This is a genomic window from Streptomyces sp. NBC_00353 (genome assembly GCF_036108815.1).
Classification (GTDB): Bacteria; Actinomycetota; Actinomycetes; order Streptomycetales; family Streptomycetaceae; genus Streptomyces.
The window spans coordinates 7,700,664-7,717,969 of record NZ_CP107985.1; the positions used below are offsets into that span (position 1 = coordinate 7,700,664).

Consider the following 17,306-nt stretch of genomic DNA (forward strand, 5'->3'; position numbering starts at 1 on the left):
GCAACCGTCTTCTGTGATGCGAATCCTCGGGCACCGGCGGAACGGCCGCTCGAGCCTCGGGTGACCGGAGCCGCGGCAGCTTAAGATGCTGGGCATGCACTTCCACCAGATCTACGGCTGACACGGACGGGGCAGCGTCCCCGTTCCCCGTACCGCGTACCCGTGCGCGCCCCAGGAAGTTCTGCAGGGCTGCGGCGCACCGGTCCGGTGTGTCCTCTTCGCCGTAGACCTGAAACGAGTGATCTTCCATGTCCCCTCGCCGTACCCACATCGCGATGGTCGGCATCCCCGCCGTCAGTCACGTCCTGCCGAGCCTCGAGATCGTGCGTGAGTTGGTGGCTCGCGGTCATCGGGTGACGTACGCCAACGACCCCGCGGTGGCCGGCCTGATCACGGCCACCGGCGCCGAATTCGTCCCGTACGGTTCGGTCCTGCCGGTCGCCGACAACGACTGGCCGGACGACCCGATCGCCGCGATGGACATCTTCCTCGACGACGCCGTCCAGGCGCTGCCGCAGCTGCGCGCCGCGTACGACCAGGACAGGGCGGATCTGTACCTGTACGACATCGGCGCCTACGCCGCACGAGCCCTCGCCGAGTCACAGGGCCGGTCCGTCCTTCAGCTCTCCCCGACCTTCGTTGCCTGGGACGGCTACGACGAGGACATGGCCGCACAGTTGTGGAGGCTGCCGGGCGCCGACGCGTACCGGGCGAAGTTCGCACAGTGGCTCGCCGTGTCGGGGGCGTCCACCACGGACGTGGACGCCTTCTCCGGCCGGCCTGCGAGGGCCCTGGCGATGATCCCGAGGGCCATGCAACCGCACGCCGGCCAGGTCGACACCGACGTGGTGACGTTCGTCGGCCCGTGCTTCGGCTCCCGCGCGGACCGGGACACCTGGACACGGCCGGCCGGTGCCGAGAACGTCCTGCTGATCTCGCTGGGCTCGGCGTACACGAACCAGCCGGAGTTCTACCGCCAGTGCCTGGCCGCCTACGGCAACCTGGCCGGCTGGCACGTCGTACTCCAGATCGGGAAACACACGGACCCGGACGAACTCGGTGACATCCCGGCCAACGTCGAGGTGCTCTCGTGGGTGCCTCAGCTGACGGTCCTGGAGCAGGCCGACGCGTTTGTCACCCACGCGGGGATGGGCGGCAGCAGCGAAGGGCTGTACACCGGGGTTCCCATGATCGCTGTCCCGCAGGCCGCCGAGCAGTTCATGAACGCGGACCGGCTCGTCGGCCTGGGCGTGGCCCGCCGCGTCGACACCGCACAGGCCACCGCCGTGGCCCTGCGCACCGCGCTCACCGAACTCGTCGCCGACGAGGATGTCGCCCGGTGCTCGGCGCGGCTCCGCGCCGAAGTGCGGGCCGAGGGCGGCACGGCACGGGCGGCCGGCCTCATCGAGGAGATGCTGGGCTGAGCCCTGCCCTCAGGCAGGGCTCGAGCCACCGGGGGCGGTCGCCGCTCCCTCGGTGTCGTCCGGCGCGCCGACGCAGGGGGCGATGGACAGCGGCTGCAGTGCCTACGCCGACGACCAGCAGCGCCGCCCGTGCGGTGACGGCGTTCCTCACCTCGTCGGCGAAAGTCATGCCCCCGCGGTCCGGGGAGTCCGGCATTCGCGCAGGCGGGGGCGGGTCGAGCGGCGGAGGGGTGGGCGCGCCTTCGATTATCGTACGAATGTTCGAAACTTGGTCTATGGTGGAGAGCGAGGGGGTGGTGAGTACGGATCGGTCCAGGAGGTGCGGGTGCCCGGGTTCACGCATCTGCACACCGTTTCCGGGTTCTCCCTGCGCTATGGGGCCTCGCACCCGGAGCGGCTGGCGGAGCGCGCTGCCGAGCGGGGGATGGATGCCCTCGCGCTGACCGACCGCGACACCCTCGCAGGCACGGTCCGCTTCGCCAAGGCCTGTGACCGGGCCGGGGTGCGGCCGCTCTTCGGAGTGGGGCTCGCGGTGGGGGCGGAGGGTGCGGAGCGCACGCCGGAGGGCGGGCGTACGCAGCGGCCGCGGACCCCGGTCCGTGGCGGCGCCTTCGTCGATGAGTCGGCGCCCCGGGTCACCTTCCTCGCCCGGGACGGCGCACGCGGCTGGGCGGAGCTGTGCCGCCTCGTCACCGCCGCGCATGCCGTGACCGGCGACCTGCGGACCGGTGCCGGGCAGCCCCTGGTCGAGCGGTCCGCGCTGCCCGCCGAAGGGCTCACCGTGCTGCTCGGGCCGGCCTCCGAGGTCGGCAGGGCGCTGGCCGCCGGACGCCCCGACCGGGCCGCCGCGCTGCTCGCGCCCTGGCGGGAGATCTACGGCGACGACCTGCGCCTCGAAGCCGTCCACCACGGGCGTGAAGGCACCGGCCCCGGGTCGCTGCGGCTCGCCGCCCGTACCGTCGGCTTCGCTGCCGAACAAGGGGTACGGGCCGTGCTGACCAATGCCGTCCGGTATGCCGATGCCGGGCAGGGCCCGGTCGCCGATGTGCTCGACGCCGCCCGCAGGCTCGTCCCCGTCGATCCGCGCCGCGCCCCGCTCGACAGCGGTGAGCGCTGGCTCAAGGACGACCGTGCGATGCGGGAGACCGCCGAGCGGATCACTTCCGCCGCCGGACTCGGCCGCGATGCCGGAGCGCGGCTGCTCGCGGAGACCCGGCGCACCGCCGACGCCTGCGTCGTCGACCCCGAACGCGACCTCGGCCTCGGCACCGTCCACTTCCCCGAGCCGCACCTCGTCGGTGCGGGCCGCCGCACCGCCCAGCGCGTACTGGCCTCCCGCGCCGCCGCGGGCATGGTGCTGCGCGGCTACGACCGCAGGCGCGACTACTGGGAGCGGATGCATCACGAGCTGGACATCATCGACTACCACGGCTTCGCCTCCTACTTCCTGACGGTCGCCCAAGTCGTCGATGACGTAAGGGAGATGAAGGTCAGGGTGGCTGCGCGTGGCTCGGGGGCCGGCTCGCTGGTCAACCACCTCCTGGGCATCGCCCACGCCGACCCCGTCGAGCACGGGCTGCTGATGGAGCGCTTTCTCTCCAAGCGCCGCTTCGTCCTGCCCGACATCGACATCGACGTCGAGTCCGCCCGCCGCCTCGACGTCTACCGCGCGATCATCGAACGGTTCGGCGCCGAGCGGGTCGCGACCGTCGCCATGCCCGAGACCTATCGGGTGCGCCATGCCATCCGGGACGTCGGCGCCGCGCTCTCCATGAACCCGGCCGAGACCGACCGGCTCGCCAAGGCCTTCCCGCACATCCGGGCCCGCGACGCCCGCGCGGCCATGGAGGAGCTGCCCGAACTGAGCGAGGTGGCGCGGGAGAAGGGGAAATACGGGCGGTTCTGGGAGCTGGTGGAGGCGCTGGACGCCCTGCCGCGCGGCATCGCCATGCACCCGTGCGGGGTGCTCCTCTCGGACGCCTCGCTGCTGCGCCGTACGCCCGTCATGCCCACCAGCGGCGAAGGCTTCCCGATGGCGCAGTTCGACAAGGACGACGTGGAGGACCTCGGGCTGCTCAAGCTCGATGTGCTGGGCGTACGGATGCAGTCGGCGATGGCGCACGCGGTCATGGAGGTGAAGCGGGCCTCGGGTCAGGAGGTCGACCTGGACGCCGTGCCGCCCGGCGACCCGGAGACGTACCGGCTGATCAGGACCGCCGAGACGCTGGGCTGCTTCCAGATCGAATCGCCGGGCCAGCGCGATCTGGTCGGCAGGCTGCAGCCCGCCACCTTCCACGATCTGGTGGTCGACATCTCGCTGTTCCGGCCGGGGCCGGTCGCCGCCGACATGGTGCGTCCGTTCATCGAGGCCCGGCACGGCCGGGCGCCCGTCCGCTACCCCCACCCCGACCTGGAGGGACCGCTGCGCGAGACATACGGCGTGGTCGTCTTCCACGAGCAGATCATCGAGATGGTCGACATCATGACCGGCTGCGGCCGGGACGAGGCCGACCGGGTGCGGCGCGGGCTCTCCGACCCCGAGCTGCAGGGCCGGATCAAGGACGGGTTCGCGCAGCGGGCGGCGGAGAAGGGCTACAGCACCGAAGTGATCGCCCGGACCTGGGAGATCATCGAGGCGTTCGGCTCGTACGGCTTCTGCAAGGCGCACGCGGTCGCCTTCGCCGTACCGACGTACCAGTCGGCGTGGCTCAAGGCGCACCACCCGGCGGCTTTTTACGCCGGGCTGCTCACCCATGACCCGGGGATGTACCCGAAGCGGCTGCTGCTCGCGGACGCACGGCGGCGCGGTGTGCCGGTGCTGCCGCTGGATGTGAACCGGTCGGCGGCCGCCCATCGAATCGAACTGGTGTCCGGTAAGGAGGAGGGTTCCCAGGTGTGGGGGCTGCGGCTGGCGCTCTCGGACGTCCATGGCATCAGCAAGGCCGAGGTCGCCCGGATCGAGGCCGGGCAGCCCTACACCTCGCTGCTGGACTTCTGGCAGCGGGCCCGGCCGGGCAAGCCGGCCGCCGAACGACTGGCCCAGGTCGGCGCGTTGGACGCTTTCGGTGCCAACCGCCGTGATCTGCTGCTGCATCTCTCCGAGCTCCACCGCGCCCAGCGGGGAACCGGGGCGAGGTCCGGATCCGGTGGCGCGCAACTCCCGCTCGACGACGGCCGGAAGACCGGCTCCGTCGGCCTGCCCGACCTCAATGACGCGGAACGCCTCAGTGCCGAGCTCGGCGTTCTGAGCATGGACGTCTCCCGCCATCTGATGGGTGATCACCACGCGTTCCTGAAGGAGCTCGGTGCGGTCTCCGCCAAACGGCTGCGCGAGGCGCGGCACGGGGAGACCGTGCTGGTCGCGGGCGCCAAGGCGGCCACTCAGACCCCGCCGATCCGGTCCGGCCGCCGGGTCATCTTCACCACCCTGGACGACGGTACGGGCCTGGTCGACCTGGCCTTCTTCGACGACAGTCACGCCGCCTGCGCGCACACCGTCTTCCACTCCTGGCTGCTGCTCGTGCGTGGAGTGGTGCAGCGGCGCGGGCCGCAGAGTCTCAGCGTGGTCGGCGAGGCCGCCTGGAACCTGGCGGAACTGGCCGAACTGCGGCGTACCGGCGGACTCGAAGCGGTCGCGGCCCGGCTGGCGGAGGACGCCGCAGCGGAGGAGGAGCCCCCGGGCGACCGGGTGGCCGACAACGGCCGCCGCATCCACCTGCCGACCGGATACGAGATGAACCCCTGGTCCGACCTCCAGCCGCCCGGCGAAGGCGTCGCCACCGGAAGGAAGCTGTGGCACCAGTCCCCGGGGAGTGCGGGATGAGCGACACGTACGAGGAGCCGGGGATCCTGTACCTGCGGTTCCGCAAGGTCGGCGGTGGCCTTCCGGACAGTGCCGGTTACGCCGGGCTGCTCGCTCTCCTCGGCGCATTCACCCCGGTCGTCGAGGCGGCGCCGCCGGACGGGGCGCTCGCCGATGTGCGCGGTGCGCTGCGCTACTTCGGGCGGGACGCGGCAGGGCTGGCGGCGGTGATCCGGGTCCGTGCGCTCGCCCTGCACGGGGTGGACTGCGCGATCGGGGCGGCCGAGAACCCGATGCTGGCCCGGATGGCGGCGCGGCGGGCCGCGCCCGGGGCGACTTCTGTGGTGCCCGGCGGCGGGGGCGCCGCATTCCTCGCGGCCGAGCCGGTCGTCGCACTGGACGGTGTCGGGGCGGCGACCGCCCGCACCCTGTGCGGATACGGGCTCGACTCCGTCGGCCGGATCGCGGCGGCTCCGCTCGCCACCCTGCAACGGATCACCGGTGTACGGACCGGGCGCGAACTGTGGGAGCGGGCGCGCGGCATCGACCGTACGAAGGTCGTGCCGAACGCCGCCGCCCGGTCGGTTGCCGCCGAGCGGTCCTTCCCGCGCGACGAGCTGGACCCGGAGCGGCAGCGCCGCGCGCTCATGTCGCTCGCCGAGGAGCTGGGGGCCCGGATGCGCGGGGACGGCCAGGTGTGCCGGGCGCTCGCGGTCTCCGTGCGCTACGCCGACCGGACCGGCTACTCGACGCTGACCCGCAGCCGTACGCTCCGTGAGCCCACCGCCCACTCCGCGGCGCTCACCGGACTCGCCTACCGGATCCATGACTCGTTCGGGCTGCAGCGGGCCCGGGTGCGGGGGATCGGGCTGCGCGCCGAGGGGCTCACGGACCGCGAACGGGCCGCCCATCAGCTGTCGTTCGACCCGGTGGACGAGCGGGCGCGGCGGATCGAGGCGGTGGCGGACCGGCTGCGGGCCAGGTTCGGTCCGCAGGCCGTGATGCCGGGCCGACTCGCTGCCTGACCTGCCGTCATGTCGATCGACCTGGATCTTGGGTGATGCTGCGTCAGTTTTTACCGACGCGTAACTTCCCCCGCTACCTTACTCGCGCGTAATTTGGCATGAGCACATAGAACGTCGGTACAGAACTTGTGGTCCGGGCCGCAGGGCGCAGTGACATCGCAACTCCCTTGAGCCGCAAGGAGACCACACGATGCTGCCCTGGACACGTGCACCGCGCACCCCACGTGCGCGGAGAGGACTCGCCGCACTGCTCCTCGCCGTCGCAGCGGTCGCCACCCCCACGGCGACCGCCACCGCAGCCACCCCCGCCACAGCCACCTCCCGTGGCTGGAACGACTACTCCTGCAAACCCTCCGCAGCCCACCCCCGCCCCGTCGTCCTGGTCCACGGAACCTTCGGGAACTCGGTCGACAACTGGCTCGTCCTCGCCCCGTACCTGGTCGGCCGGGGCTACTGCGTCTACTCGCTCGACTACGGGCAGCTGCCCGGCGTGCCGTTCTTCAACGGCCTCGGCCCGATCGACAAATCGGCCGGCCAGCTCGACACCTTCGTCGACAAGGTGCTCGCCGCCACCGGAGCATCCAAGGCAGACATCGTCGGTCACTCCCAGGGCGGCATGATGCCCAACTACTACCTGAAGTTCCTCGGTGGCGCCGCCAAGGTGAACGCCCTGATCGGACTCGCCCCCGACAACCACGGCACCACCCTCCTCGGGCTGACCAACCTGCTGCCGTACTTCCCGGGCGCCGAGGACCTGCTGAACGCCCACACGCCCGGCCTCGCCGACCAGATGGCCGGATCCCCCTTCATCACCAAGCTCAACGCGGGCGGCGACACCGTGCCCGGCGTGCGGTACACGGTCATCGCGACCAGGTACGACGAGGTGGTGACCCCGTACCGCACGCAGTACCTGGACGGGCCGAACGTACGCAACGTCCTGCTCCAGGACCTGTGCCCGGTCGACCTGTCCGAGCATGTGGCGATCGGGACCGTGGACCTGATCGCCTACCACGAGGTGGCGAACGCCCTGGACCCGGCGCACGCCACCCCGACCACCTGCGCCTCCGTCCTCGGCTAGGCCAGGCCCGAACCGCCTCTCAGTGTCCGCGTCGGGCCGCACCGCCGGCCCGGCGACGGACCGAGGCGAACAGGGCGGCCGCGCCGAAGGCGAGCGCGGCCGCTCCGCCGACCGCAAGGTACGGGGTACTGCCGTCGCCCCCCGTCTCGGCGAGGCTCTCGCCCGCCGGGGCGGGACCGGTGGCGCTGTCCGGCTCGGGTGCGTTCGCCTCGGACGGGCCGGCCGAAGCCTCGGCGGCCGGAGCCGCCTGGGTGACCTTCGCGCCCGTACCGGCGTCGTCGTCACCATGACCGCCGTGCTCCACGGACGACTTGTCGGCGCCCCCGGCGATCTCCTGCTCGGACGGCGCGGACGCGGTCGGCGCAGGGACCGCGCCCACCGAACCACTGCCACCGCCGTCGGCGCCCCCGAAGACCACATCGGAACAGGCGTAGAACGCCTCGGGGGAGTCCGAGCGCTGCCAGACGGTGTAGATCAGCTGCCGTCCCGAACGCTTCGGCACGGTCCCGTCGAACACATACGATCCGTTCTCCAGCTTCGGCTCGGTGGCCGTGGCGAACGGCTCGGACTCCAGGTCCGACCACTTCAGGGGCTTCGTCGGGTCGTAACCGGCCTTGGTGAGATACAGCTCGAACGAGCCCTTGTGCGGCGCGGTGGCGCGGAAGCGGAAGGTGTGGCTGCCGGCCGCCATCTTGGTCGACGGCCAGTCGGCGCGCGGCAGATCGAGCCCCTTGAACTTGTCGTTGCCGGCGCTGCACAGCTTGCCGTCCGGGATCAACTGCCGGTGATTTCCTGCCGCATTGGCGATGTTGACCCCGTTCCAGTCGTACAGCGCCTGTGTCCCGCCCGCCGCGACCGCGGCCACGCACGCCGCCGACTTCGGATGTTCGGGCCCCTCCGCGAAGCAGGCGGAGACCCGGCTGACCGGATCCGTCAGCGAGCCATGTGCGGCGGCCGGAGCCGCGGACAGACCGGTCAGCGCGAGCGGTGCCGCACCGAGCGCGACGATTGCGGCGGCCTTGCGGCGAGCGGTCCTGATCACGGTCATGGCGCGTCTCTCCTTCGGCGGTTCACGTCTGCGTCGAGGAGAAGCTAGCCGCCCGCCGGCCCGGAAACGGCTGCTGGAAGGGGTGCTCGGCGATCTTTATGGCGGGCTTAAGGAGCGTCTAAGAGGGGGCTCAGGAAAGTCCACCGGTGGGCCTCTGTGAGCAGCCTTGATGCGGCATGGGCTGTCCGTCGTTGTCCGGGGAAGACCGTCTGATGTCGTGCTGGGTGGCTCCCAATCTGGCTCCCAGGAGCCATCCAGCGGCCCAGACTTCCCTGAGAGCCACGTACCCGCCATCGGCGTCGAGCACTGAGGGCACCCGGCACCCCGTTGTTCCGGATGCCCTCTTGCGACGCTCACCGGGCCGTCTCAGTCGGTGAGGAACCTCCGCACGGTGATGCCAAGTGTGGCTGTGCCCAGGAACGCAGCGCCCCCTGCGCCGAGAGCCCCGGAGACCTGTGTGCCGGTGCTCCAGAAGAGACCGGTCGCAGCGAAGCCGATCGCCAGGGCGCCGACCATGATGATCGCTGCCCACAGGCCACGCTGAGACGTGTCGTCGTTGCGCATATGCATCCAATCTCCTTCATAACGGTCGTTAGAGGGAGGTTCCCCCGCCTCTGAAATAGAGGCTGACAGGAGCAAAAGACCAGGTCAAACGGCACGAGTTGCCATTGTGAAGGACCTTAAGGCCCTTTATGGCGGCGTTTAATGGATGATGTGACGGGTTGACTCTGCCTCTACGCTGTAGCGCTTTGACTGTCGTGCCGGAAGGCTATAAGGAAGAACAGCACTGACCCCAGTGACTCCAGGACCCCCGCACCCCTGTTTCTCCTGCAGGAAGGCAAAAGATCATGGAAATGGATGAGTCGTACGCTGCGGCGGTGCGCGAATTGCGGATGGTGGCGAGCAGGTCACAACGGACGGGAAACGTGCCCTTCCCACCTGACTTTGTCATCGCCAAGGAAGGGCAAGACCGTCGCGCGCCACTGGCTCGGATGATCCAGGGGGGTCAGGGCGGTTCCGTGCGGCTGAGCCTCTACCTGTGCATCACGATGATGGCGACGAAAGAACCCTTCAACCTCAGGAAGCCGCCAACGCCGAAGGGGTGGGCGCGGATGCTGAACCTTGATCCACGGACTGGCGATCGTCGCGTGCAGCGCAACCTGAAGTGGCTTGCTGAGAACGATTTCATCAAGTTGGAGCCACGCTGGGGAGGCCCCGCAGAGATTAGGTTGTTGAGCGCTGCCGGCGACGGGCGTGAGTACATCCGCCCCATCGAACAAAAGCAGAACCGTGGTCGGTATGTCGGGGTTCCGGCAGAGTTCTGGACGCAGGGCTGGATCTTGGAGCTGTCGACGACAGCCGTAGCTCTCCTGCTCGTCCTCAGAGAGGCATTGGGCAGGCAAGAGGAGCCGCAGTACATTCCGACGGATAGGCAGCGGCGCTACGGCCTCTCCTCGGACACGTGGACCAAGGCCAACAAAGAGCTGCAGCGTCACGGACTGCTGACGGTCGCTCGGGAGGTCCAGGGGAGCACGTACGACTATGACAGGTGGAGGAATGCCTACCTGCTGGATTTCGATCGCCTGATGGAACCTCCTGAGGTCCCGTGACCTAGCGGTAGTCCCGTCCACTGCGGTCGTCCATGCGCAGGCGACGCGCTTGGGCGAAGAAGCTCCAGTCACTTGCGGCCGGCAGCTCACAGCTGGCCGCGGTACCCGTCGTTTGCGTCGTCGGTCCATGCAGACCAGACCTCAGGAACTCCCTGGCCTGGGGTGGGCTTGCACCGACTGCACAGCAGCCTCGGCTACCGCAGCCCTGCCGACTACGAGACCGCACTCGCAACCTTCCCACCACACCAAGGGTGTCCGTCAAAGCGGAACAAGCTCAACCGTCTCCTTGTCCTCATCTGACGACTATCGTCCCCACATGAACTGGGGAGACGTATCTAGCTGGGCGGCTCTGGTGGTGGCCATAGCGGCGGCCATCGTGAGCTTCAGAGCCTTGAAACACAGCAAGGATTCTGCGGCTGAAGCCAAGCGATCCGCGGACGCGGCTGAGCGCTCGGCAGCAGCCGATGAGGCAGTACTTGCCGAGGCGCGGCGGGAAGCAGAGGAGCGGCGCGTAGCTGAAGCCGAAGCATCGCGGCCCAGGCCGGAACTGCGGGTGGAGACGGCCGCTTCCACCCCTGAGATGGGAGTGAGAGGTAACTCGCGCCGTTACATCTTGCGGAATGCCGGAACAGGCCCTGCGGAGAACGTAACCGCTGTTCACGCTAGGGAGGCTGGGCGATTCCGAAACATGCCCTCCGGCGTGACGCTCCGCCCAGGTGAAGGGCACGAGTTCCGCATACTGAGGCTCGCAGGGCAGGCTCCTCCCTCCACGATCCACATAAGTTGGGACGGGCAGGACGACGCAGTTGCCTTGCCTCTGCCGCAATGACAGGTCTCTCGCCCTGGACTCCTCGCTCGGGGTACACAACCCCTTGATGAAGTAGGGAAAGTTCTACCGTGCTCGTACAGTGACGGCCTTCAAAGCGTAAAGCGTCCATGCAAGCCTGTGACTTGGACGTACAGGCCCGGCCTACTCGCCATGCTTGCGTCCTGGCCGCAGCTTGGCCGAGCGTACCTGTCGGCGACCCCTTCGTCCCGAACGCGATCACGGACTCAAGTGGCCTTGTGTGCCTGCTGTTTGACCAGGGCTGGCGCGCAAGGATCTGTCTGTAGTCGTCCATGGGAGTACGAGGAAGGCTGCTGTCTTTGGCCCCCCGTTTGGCCCCCTGAGCCGGCCAGAGCCAGGTGGGCCTACACCCGCTTTAGGAGTTCGATCGCTAGATCAGGCGAGCTCGCGGAACGGGCTCTCGTAGTTGCCCGGCAGTCCATCTGAGATCGCCGCTGGCCGTTCTCGTTCGACGCCGTTGATGTCAGTTGGTGATGTCAGCCAGCCGTTGCCGAGAGCGGCGGATCCCGCCGGTCACTCAAGCGGAACGCGAGCGACAGGGAGCTGCTCGTTGTGCTGCCACGTGAACGTTCGGTCCGGTTCGAGGCGGGCTTCTCCCCAGTGAATAGCGTGGATGCCGTTCTCCGCATCGGCGGTGAAGAAGATGCAGACCAGCTTCGCGGAAGCCCCAACTCTTCGAACGCTTCGTGCAGGCCCAGGTACTCATCCGTCGCCAGGCCGTCATCGAGGTCGAATAGCCCTTCTGGCGGCTGGGGCCCGTGAGCCCGGAACAGCCGACGCCGTGTGGGTGACGCGTTTGAAGGCAACCGAGCACGATCAAGCGGCCTCGGTCTGTCTGCGTACCGGAAGGGGAAGAAGGCGTGATCGTTGATCACTGCGTACTCGTACCCGCGCACCTCCCGTACAGCCTCCTCCAGCTCCCGAGCCGTCTGCGCCAGGTGCTCGCGCACCAATCCGGCGAGGGCCACACCGTAGGGGCTGCGCTTCTTCAGCCCCACCGCAAGGTGTGCGGCATGCGCCTTCGCGTGCGCACTGGCCAGTTGCATCGGCATGGCTGCCGCCAGTGCGCCGGCATGCCGCCCGAACTTCTCGATCGCCCAAGCTGATGGCGCTATTGGTTCTTCACCCGACACGGACATGCAGCGTCCCCTCCGCCCGATCGCCCCGCCTCTCAACTGTGTGACACGTACATAAAGCGCGCACAAGGGAGCGATCCGGCCACGACATGGGTACATGAACCGGTCCTCAGAACAGCCACAACTGATCACCGACTGCCGTGACCTGCGGCCTTCCACTCGATCACCGCTCTGACCTGCGGCGCAGCCGTCGCCAGTTGTCAGCGCTGGTCACCAACGAGCGCCCTTCCACGGCCCCAGGACGGCCCGGGAGGGCGCTCGACTTCGTCTCACCGAAGAAGCCATGGCGCCGACGGCGTGGCGTGGCACGGGCTGTGAACCGACCACATGCTGCGCCTCTGACCGACGCTCGGAAAGTACATGCATGGCTACACAAGGGGAGTTCATACTGATGATCCCCTACTGGAGTGACCATGGACCTGAGTGCCGAAGTCTACGCATGCTGCGAAATCCCTTGGGCTGCAACGACTGTGGAAGAGAATTACTTTGCCGTTGAAGTCAATACGCATTTCGGTGACGCGCCAGTAAGTGCAATGGTTGTCATGGTGACCATGGCCACTGGAGACGGATTTGGCGTAGGGCTGAACCCGAGGGCGTATGAGGGGACGGTAGAGCTCTTCGAAGAGGAGATGCCAGATTGGATGCCCAAGGTTGGATTTTGCGATGCAGATGCCCAACCTCCAAAGACGAGTGTTTCTCTAAAATTCTTGCTACCGGATTGGAGTGGCCTCTACGTCGCCGATGAGAATGGACAGCCGGTAAAAAATCCTCCCGCGTTCCAGGATCTGTACGACTGTATCCTGTTTTCCATCAACCAAGCCATCTATAGCATCGTGGAGGACGAGTCGGTCAGGGTTGGCCCGCTCTGTCACGGCGATCTAATTGGCGACGGGATTATTCGCATCAACCCCGCCATCTCTAACGAGCCGTTTTATGTCAAGCTACCCGCGACGACGCCTCTCGGAGCGTTCAATTCGGGAAAGTCAGGGTACGAGCCTGACCCCAACGGCGGCTTGGAGATGCCTCAGTATCCGCTGAGTTCGGCAGAACCTGTCCGAAGGCTCTTCTCCTGGATGCGTCGTTCGGTACTGAGGGCTCAGCGCAAGGAGTGGGCCGAGGCGATCGTCGCGCAGCAGGCATCCCTTGAGGATTGGATGCACTACCTGATGTGCGGGATCGCCGCAGACCACGGATTCACTAGCTCAGAGTTTTCGGCGGCTGGGTTTGAAGAAAAGAATGCCGCAGAGACGTTCGGTATCCTAGCGTCTCACCTTGGAGGGAATTCTGAAACGGCATCTAAAGCGCAAAAGAAGGTTTGGAAGAACCGTAATGCGGTTGTTCATCGGGGAGAGCGCGCGACTGAGTTGCTATATGAAGAAGCTTATACTTCCGCAATGTTCGTGCAGAAGTGGGCACGGGACAGGCTACTCATTCCCGATGTTGCCAGGCGTCATCCGATCACTTCATGGATAATTCACCACGATGATGCACCCCTGTCGGAGCGGGCTCGCGCTGGGGTTGCTGAGTTGCTGAGGCCCGGTGACCTCGTATCCCTTCCTGCGGTCAATGATGGTCGCTCCTTGACCGATTTTCCGGCGCGTAATCTTTCTCGCCCTTCCGACTGTTGGGGAAAGGGTGTCAAAGTGCCCCGTCCGTTCTGATTGGGTAACAGGTCGGCGGAGCGGCTTTGGGCTGGAGCTGCTTTGGGGCGAGTGATCATGGCCCGTTAAGCTGATGGCGAGTCGGGCAGTCTGTGGACCTGCCCGTTAAAGCACGACGTTGGGCCATGATCTTAGAGGCTCGCCCCAAAGTGGCTGCCTAAAGCCGTGGAGCCGACCGCCCCAGCCATAGAGGGTGTTCCCTGACCTTCGCCCGCATGCACGCAGCGGGCCGCCGGGCCCGGCCAGCCGGGGCGCAGACAGGAGGCAGGCCGGGCCGCTGAGGCGGCCCGTGCCCGCGCCGTGCGCGGGCCTTGACTGAGGGCCGGGCCGGGTCTCAATGCTGGCTTCCTGGACGCAGGTTGGACGAACGCACCTACCGACGACCTCTTCTTCCCGAATAAGGTCCCGGGCCGCGTCCGAACCTGGTCCTGATTTATGCAGGTCAGGCCCTTGGTATGGCTTGGCCTCCGTGGGTTCTGGAGTCGTAGTCGGAGAAGATCTTCTCCCAGATTTCTCCCAGCCGCGGAGCGTTCCCGGGCCGAGAGGCGGCGCGTCGGCAGATTTACAGAGGGCTCCCCTTAACCCCTCTCACCTGCAGCTTCTCCATCGCTAGACACTCCTGGGGCACACCTGGGGGAAGGTGCCCGGAGAACACCGCTTTAGGAGTTCCTTCCGGCGGTCCAAGGGCCGGGTATGCGGCTCGCTAGCGTCCTGCGCAGCGTCCGGCATCGACTTTCCTGGTACGGCAGGGTGCACCCGTGTTGCCGTCAAAGACTGCAGTCAGACCAGCGGTCTCGATGTCCTCCGGCGACAGAGTTCTTCAGGTGGTCACGTCACCTGAATGGCTGCCGCGATTCCCGACCATTCCGATCACGTGCCCGAGGGTCGTGGCACCCCGCTCCGATGCTGCCCGAGCGCGGTCCCGTAGCGGGCGGCGGTCAACGGCGCATCCCGTCCGCCGACACATGATGTGACGTCAGTCTGTATTTGGCGAAGGGCTACTGAGTTCACGTCAGGCATTCATCTGACAGCCTCAAAGGCAGGTTCGGCAGCCGTGTGGCGGCGCCGCGAACTGGGTCGCTTCTCTACCGCCCTCGGGAGACATCCGCCGAGGTGTCACACACCCACACGACGGCAGTCACTGTCTGTGCATGAACGAGCACTCTTAGGCTGATCTAGGTACGTTCATAGAGGGTTCTGATCGATCACCCCAGTCCACGCCGGATTGCCCAAGGGGTCCCACCCCAGCTGCATGAATGTCTTCGGTGCCGTTGGGGCCGATCTCAGGCAACCAATGGGCTGCGAAGTCCTTCCGGCACATCCAGTCACACAGGAGGTACGTCATGAGCGCTTTCTCGATCTTCAACGGCCGCGGTGGCCGAGGTGGTGGCCGTGGCGGCTACGGCGGACGTGGCGGTTACGGCGGACGTGGCGGTTACGGCGGACGTGGCGGCCGTGGCGGACGTGGCGGCCGTGGCGGCTACGGCGGACGTGGCGGTTACGGCGGCGGCTATGGCGGCGGCTACGGCGGCGGCTACGGCGGCGGCTACGGCGGCGGCTACTAAGCATCGCCGCCTCACCCGAGGATCGTCATCGGGGGGGCGACGGCGCGTCCCGTCCGTCGCCCCCCTTCCGCCGCATGCCCCCACCCGGCTCCCTCCCCGAGAAGAGGTGACCCTGCTTGGCGGACGCGACACACGCCGACTCGGCTCACATCAAGCCCGTGGCCCCGGCGGCCGAGGACAGTCCAGTGCCCCTTGCGGCGGCCGTGTCTTCGGCCGACGCGTTCCGCCGCTTCTGGCCGTGGGCACGCCCCGACCGGTACCGGCTCGCCGCGAGTGCCGTCCTTCTCATCGCGGGGTCCGCGGGTGAAGTCGCTTCGGTGTGGCTCTTCAAGAACCTGGTCGACCAAGTCCTGATCCCCCACCGGTTCACAGCGTTCCTGCCGCTGGCCGGACTCATGGCCGCCGTGGCTGTGGTCGCGGCGCACCACGGCATCCGCTTCGACCATTCGCAGGAAGCGAGCGATCTTCCACAACGCGCTCGGCTACGCGGTCGACGCCGGGCTTCTGCCCCAGAACCCTCCCGCCCAGGTCCAGTGGAAGGCACCTGAGCAGGTGGAAGAGGAGCTGGACCCCGCGACGGTGCCTGACCCTCGACAGGCGCTCGCGCTGCTCGATGAAGTAGAGAAAGTTCTACCGCGCTCGCTGACACCGAAGGTGAGCCGCTGTGGGCGAGTTGTTCACACCACCCCCAACTCGGTGTCGGGCCGGCAGTGGATGCAGGCCCGGATCCCGTCGGCGAGGGCGGCGAGGGCCCGCTCGCGAGTGATGGCGCGGTGGCGCTTCCCCGCGGCGTAGCAGCCGCCGACCCCGATGCTGAGCTCAATGATCCAGTCGGGGGTGGGCGGCCGCCGCTCCTCGCCCTGCTGCCGCTCCTTCTCCCGCTGCTCGACCGCCGCGATGGCCTCGCCGATGCGCTCTACCCACATGGCGTGCCAGGTCCGCAGAGTACGGAGGCGAGGAAGATCCGGCGGCAGGTAGGACACGTGTTCGATTGCAGTTCGGTAGGTGTGGACATTGGGCGCCACCTGATCCGTGGGCGGGTGCAGCCCAGTCATGAGCCTTCGTCCGCTCGGGTTTCGTGGGCACGCCGGCCACCAAGCAGGTTGCCACCGTGCGCGGTTGTACACCCTTGTTGATGTCAGCTACTGATGGCCGATGGGTCGCGTCACCGACCCCGCACCCGACAGCGCTGTCACCCGAATGGCGCAAGATGACGTGCCACCCACATGGGTGAAGATCAAGCTGAGTACTGTCCCACCCGAGGCAATGCGTGAAAGGGGAACCAAATGCGCATTCGACGAATCCTCGCCGCCGTCATCGCCACGGCAGCCCTCGCCGGACTCGGCCTCGCAGGCGCCGCCACCGCCACCGCCGCCACCGCCACCGCCGCCACCGCCACCAGCCCCGCCGAAAGCCCCACCCCGGGTGAGTGCGAGAAGGGCGGCGGAACGGTCGATCGGGCGACCAACACCTGCAGGGGCGGTACGTTCGACGGGCAGATGGTCGACTAAGCCCCACTAGGCGCCCCACAGCCACGCGCTGCGGGGCGCTCCGGCGCGAGCGTAGCCGGGAGAGTCGCAGGGACCATGCCGACCCGTCGGGCACGCTGGGTCCGAGTCGACCCGAAAACACGTGGCGGGTGGGAACTCCTCATCTCGGCTGCCAGCTCGCGGCTCGTCATGATGGGCGAAGGGACGGACTGGCGCTCGCCTTCGAGGGCGCGCTCGCCCATGATGAGCGCCTGTTTCAAGGCGAGTGCAGTACTGAGAGGGTCTACCGCAAGCAACTACGCCCCGTGATCTCTGAAGGCGCCGAAGCCATGGGCAACATCTTCAGTGCCGAGTCTGACGACGACTGACAGTGCACCGGAAACCTCTGATGGAGGCGCCATGGCTCCCACTTTGGCTCCCCGCCCGCCGCGTGCGCTTCTTAGCAGGCCCCTGACCTGCGTTGGAGGGACTGAGATGCTCGTGAAGACTGTTGTGGCGGGCTTAAGGAGCGTCTAAGAAGTGGCTCAGGAAACTCCACCGTGGGCCTCTGTCAGGGGCCTTGATGCGGCTGGGCCGTCCCGTCCGTGGTCGTCCGGGGGGAGCGCCTGATGTCGTGCTGG

General features: G+C 67.7%; 13 protein-coding genes. 9 read left to right on the forward strand and 4 right to left on the reverse strand.

Annotated elements, in window-relative coordinates; translation table 11 throughout:
- The first annotated feature begins 248 nt into the window (after positions 1–248).
- The 4 genes from OHA88_RS34740 to OHA88_RS34755 all read left to right on the forward strand — a co-directional run bounded on the left by OHA88_RS34740 (position 249) and on the right by OHA88_RS34755 (position 7,329).
- The gene (locus OHA88_RS34740; RefSeq protein WP_328628407.1) at positions 249–1,424 is read left to right on the forward strand and encodes a macrolide family glycosyltransferase; all 1,176 of its coding nucleotides are present in this window, start codon (positions 249–251) and stop codon (positions 1,422–1,424) included.
- 325 nt (positions 1,425–1,749) lie between these two features.
- Positions 1,750–5,247: a DNA polymerase III subunit alpha gene (locus OHA88_RS34745; RefSeq protein WP_328628408.1), complete on the forward strand. Its 3,498-nt coding sequence runs from the start codon at positions 1,750–1,752 to the stop codon at positions 5,245–5,247.
- Positions 5,244–6,251, forward strand: coding sequence for a DNA polymerase Y family protein (locus tag OHA88_RS34750; RefSeq protein WP_267005961.1), 1,008 nt, complete (start codon positions 5,244–5,246; stop codon positions 6,249–6,251). The genes OHA88_RS34745 and OHA88_RS34750 overlap by 4 nt, the downstream gene beginning before the upstream one ends.
- A gap of 190 nt (positions 6,252–6,441) precedes the next feature.
- A complete protein-coding gene (locus OHA88_RS34755) occupies positions 6,442–7,329 on the forward strand; it encodes an esterase/lipase family protein (protein ID WP_328628409.1) in 888 nt (295 codons plus the stop codon).
- 19 nt (positions 7,330–7,348) lie between these two features.
- Here the strand turns inward: OHA88_RS34755 and OHA88_RS34760 are convergent, their stop codons facing one another.
- Together OHA88_RS34760 and OHA88_RS34765 are read right to left on the reverse strand one after the other, a co-directional pair.
- Entirely contained in the window at positions 7,349–8,377 is a 1,029-nt protein-coding gene (locus tag OHA88_RS34760) for a lytic polysaccharide monooxygenase auxiliary activity family 9 protein (RefSeq protein WP_328628410.1), read from the reverse strand.
- Positions 8,378–8,743: 366 nt separating this feature from the next.
- Positions 8,744–8,947, reverse strand: coding sequence for a hypothetical protein (locus OHA88_RS34765; protein WP_328628411.1), 204 nt, complete (start codon positions 8,945–8,947; stop codon positions 8,744–8,746).
- A 278-nt stretch (positions 8,948–9,225) separates the two neighbouring features.
- Here OHA88_RS34765 and OHA88_RS34770 point away from each other — a divergent pair, with 278 nt between their 5' ends.
- Positions 9,226–9,987, forward strand: a complete 762-nt coding sequence (locus OHA88_RS34770; RefSeq protein ID WP_328628412.1) for a hypothetical protein — start codon at positions 9,226–9,228, stop codon at positions 9,985–9,987.
- A gap of 1,323 nt (positions 9,988–11,310) precedes the next feature.
- Here the strand turns inward: OHA88_RS34770 and OHA88_RS34775 are convergent.
- The gene (locus tag OHA88_RS34775; RefSeq protein WP_328628413.1) at positions 11,311–11,967 is read right to left on the reverse strand and encodes a hypothetical protein; all 657 of its coding nucleotides are present in this window, start codon (positions 11,965–11,967) and stop codon (positions 11,311–11,313) included.
- Between the two features lie 416 nt (positions 11,968–12,383).
- Here OHA88_RS34775 and OHA88_RS34780 point away from each other — a divergent pair, with 416 nt between their 5' ends.
- The 3 genes from OHA88_RS34780 to OHA88_RS34790 all read left to right on the forward strand — a co-directional run bounded on the left by OHA88_RS34780 (position 12,384) and on the right by OHA88_RS34790 (position 15,744).
- Positions 12,384–13,631, forward strand: coding sequence for a hypothetical protein (locus OHA88_RS34780; RefSeq protein WP_328628414.1), 1,248 nt, complete (start codon positions 12,384–12,386; stop codon positions 13,629–13,631).
- A gap of 1,343 nt (positions 13,632–14,974) precedes the next feature.
- Positions 14,975–15,196, forward strand: coding sequence for a hypothetical protein (locus OHA88_RS34785; protein WP_328628415.1), 222 nt, complete (start codon positions 14,975–14,977; stop codon positions 15,194–15,196).
- A gap of 116 nt (positions 15,197–15,312) precedes the next feature.
- Positions 15,313–15,744 carry a hypothetical protein gene (locus OHA88_RS34790; RefSeq protein WP_328628416.1) on the forward strand — a complete coding sequence of 144 codons (432 nt, stop codon included), beginning with the start codon at positions 15,313–15,315 and terminating at the stop codon, positions 15,742–15,744.
- A 129-nt stretch (positions 15,745–15,873) separates the two neighbouring features.
- On the opposite strand, the gene OHA88_RS34795 is transcribed toward OHA88_RS34790, so the two are convergent.
- A complete protein-coding gene (locus OHA88_RS34795) occupies positions 15,874–16,251 on the reverse strand; it encodes a DUF6233 domain-containing protein (RefSeq protein WP_328628417.1) in 378 nt (125 codons plus the stop codon).
- 231 nt (positions 16,252–16,482) lie between these two features.
- On the opposite strand from OHA88_RS34795, the gene OHA88_RS34800 reads away from it, so the two are divergent.
- Positions 16,483–16,707, forward strand: a complete 225-nt coding sequence (locus tag OHA88_RS34800; protein ID WP_328628418.1) for a hypothetical protein — start codon at positions 16,483–16,485, stop codon at positions 16,705–16,707.
- Positions 16,708–17,306: the final 599 nt, after the last annotated feature.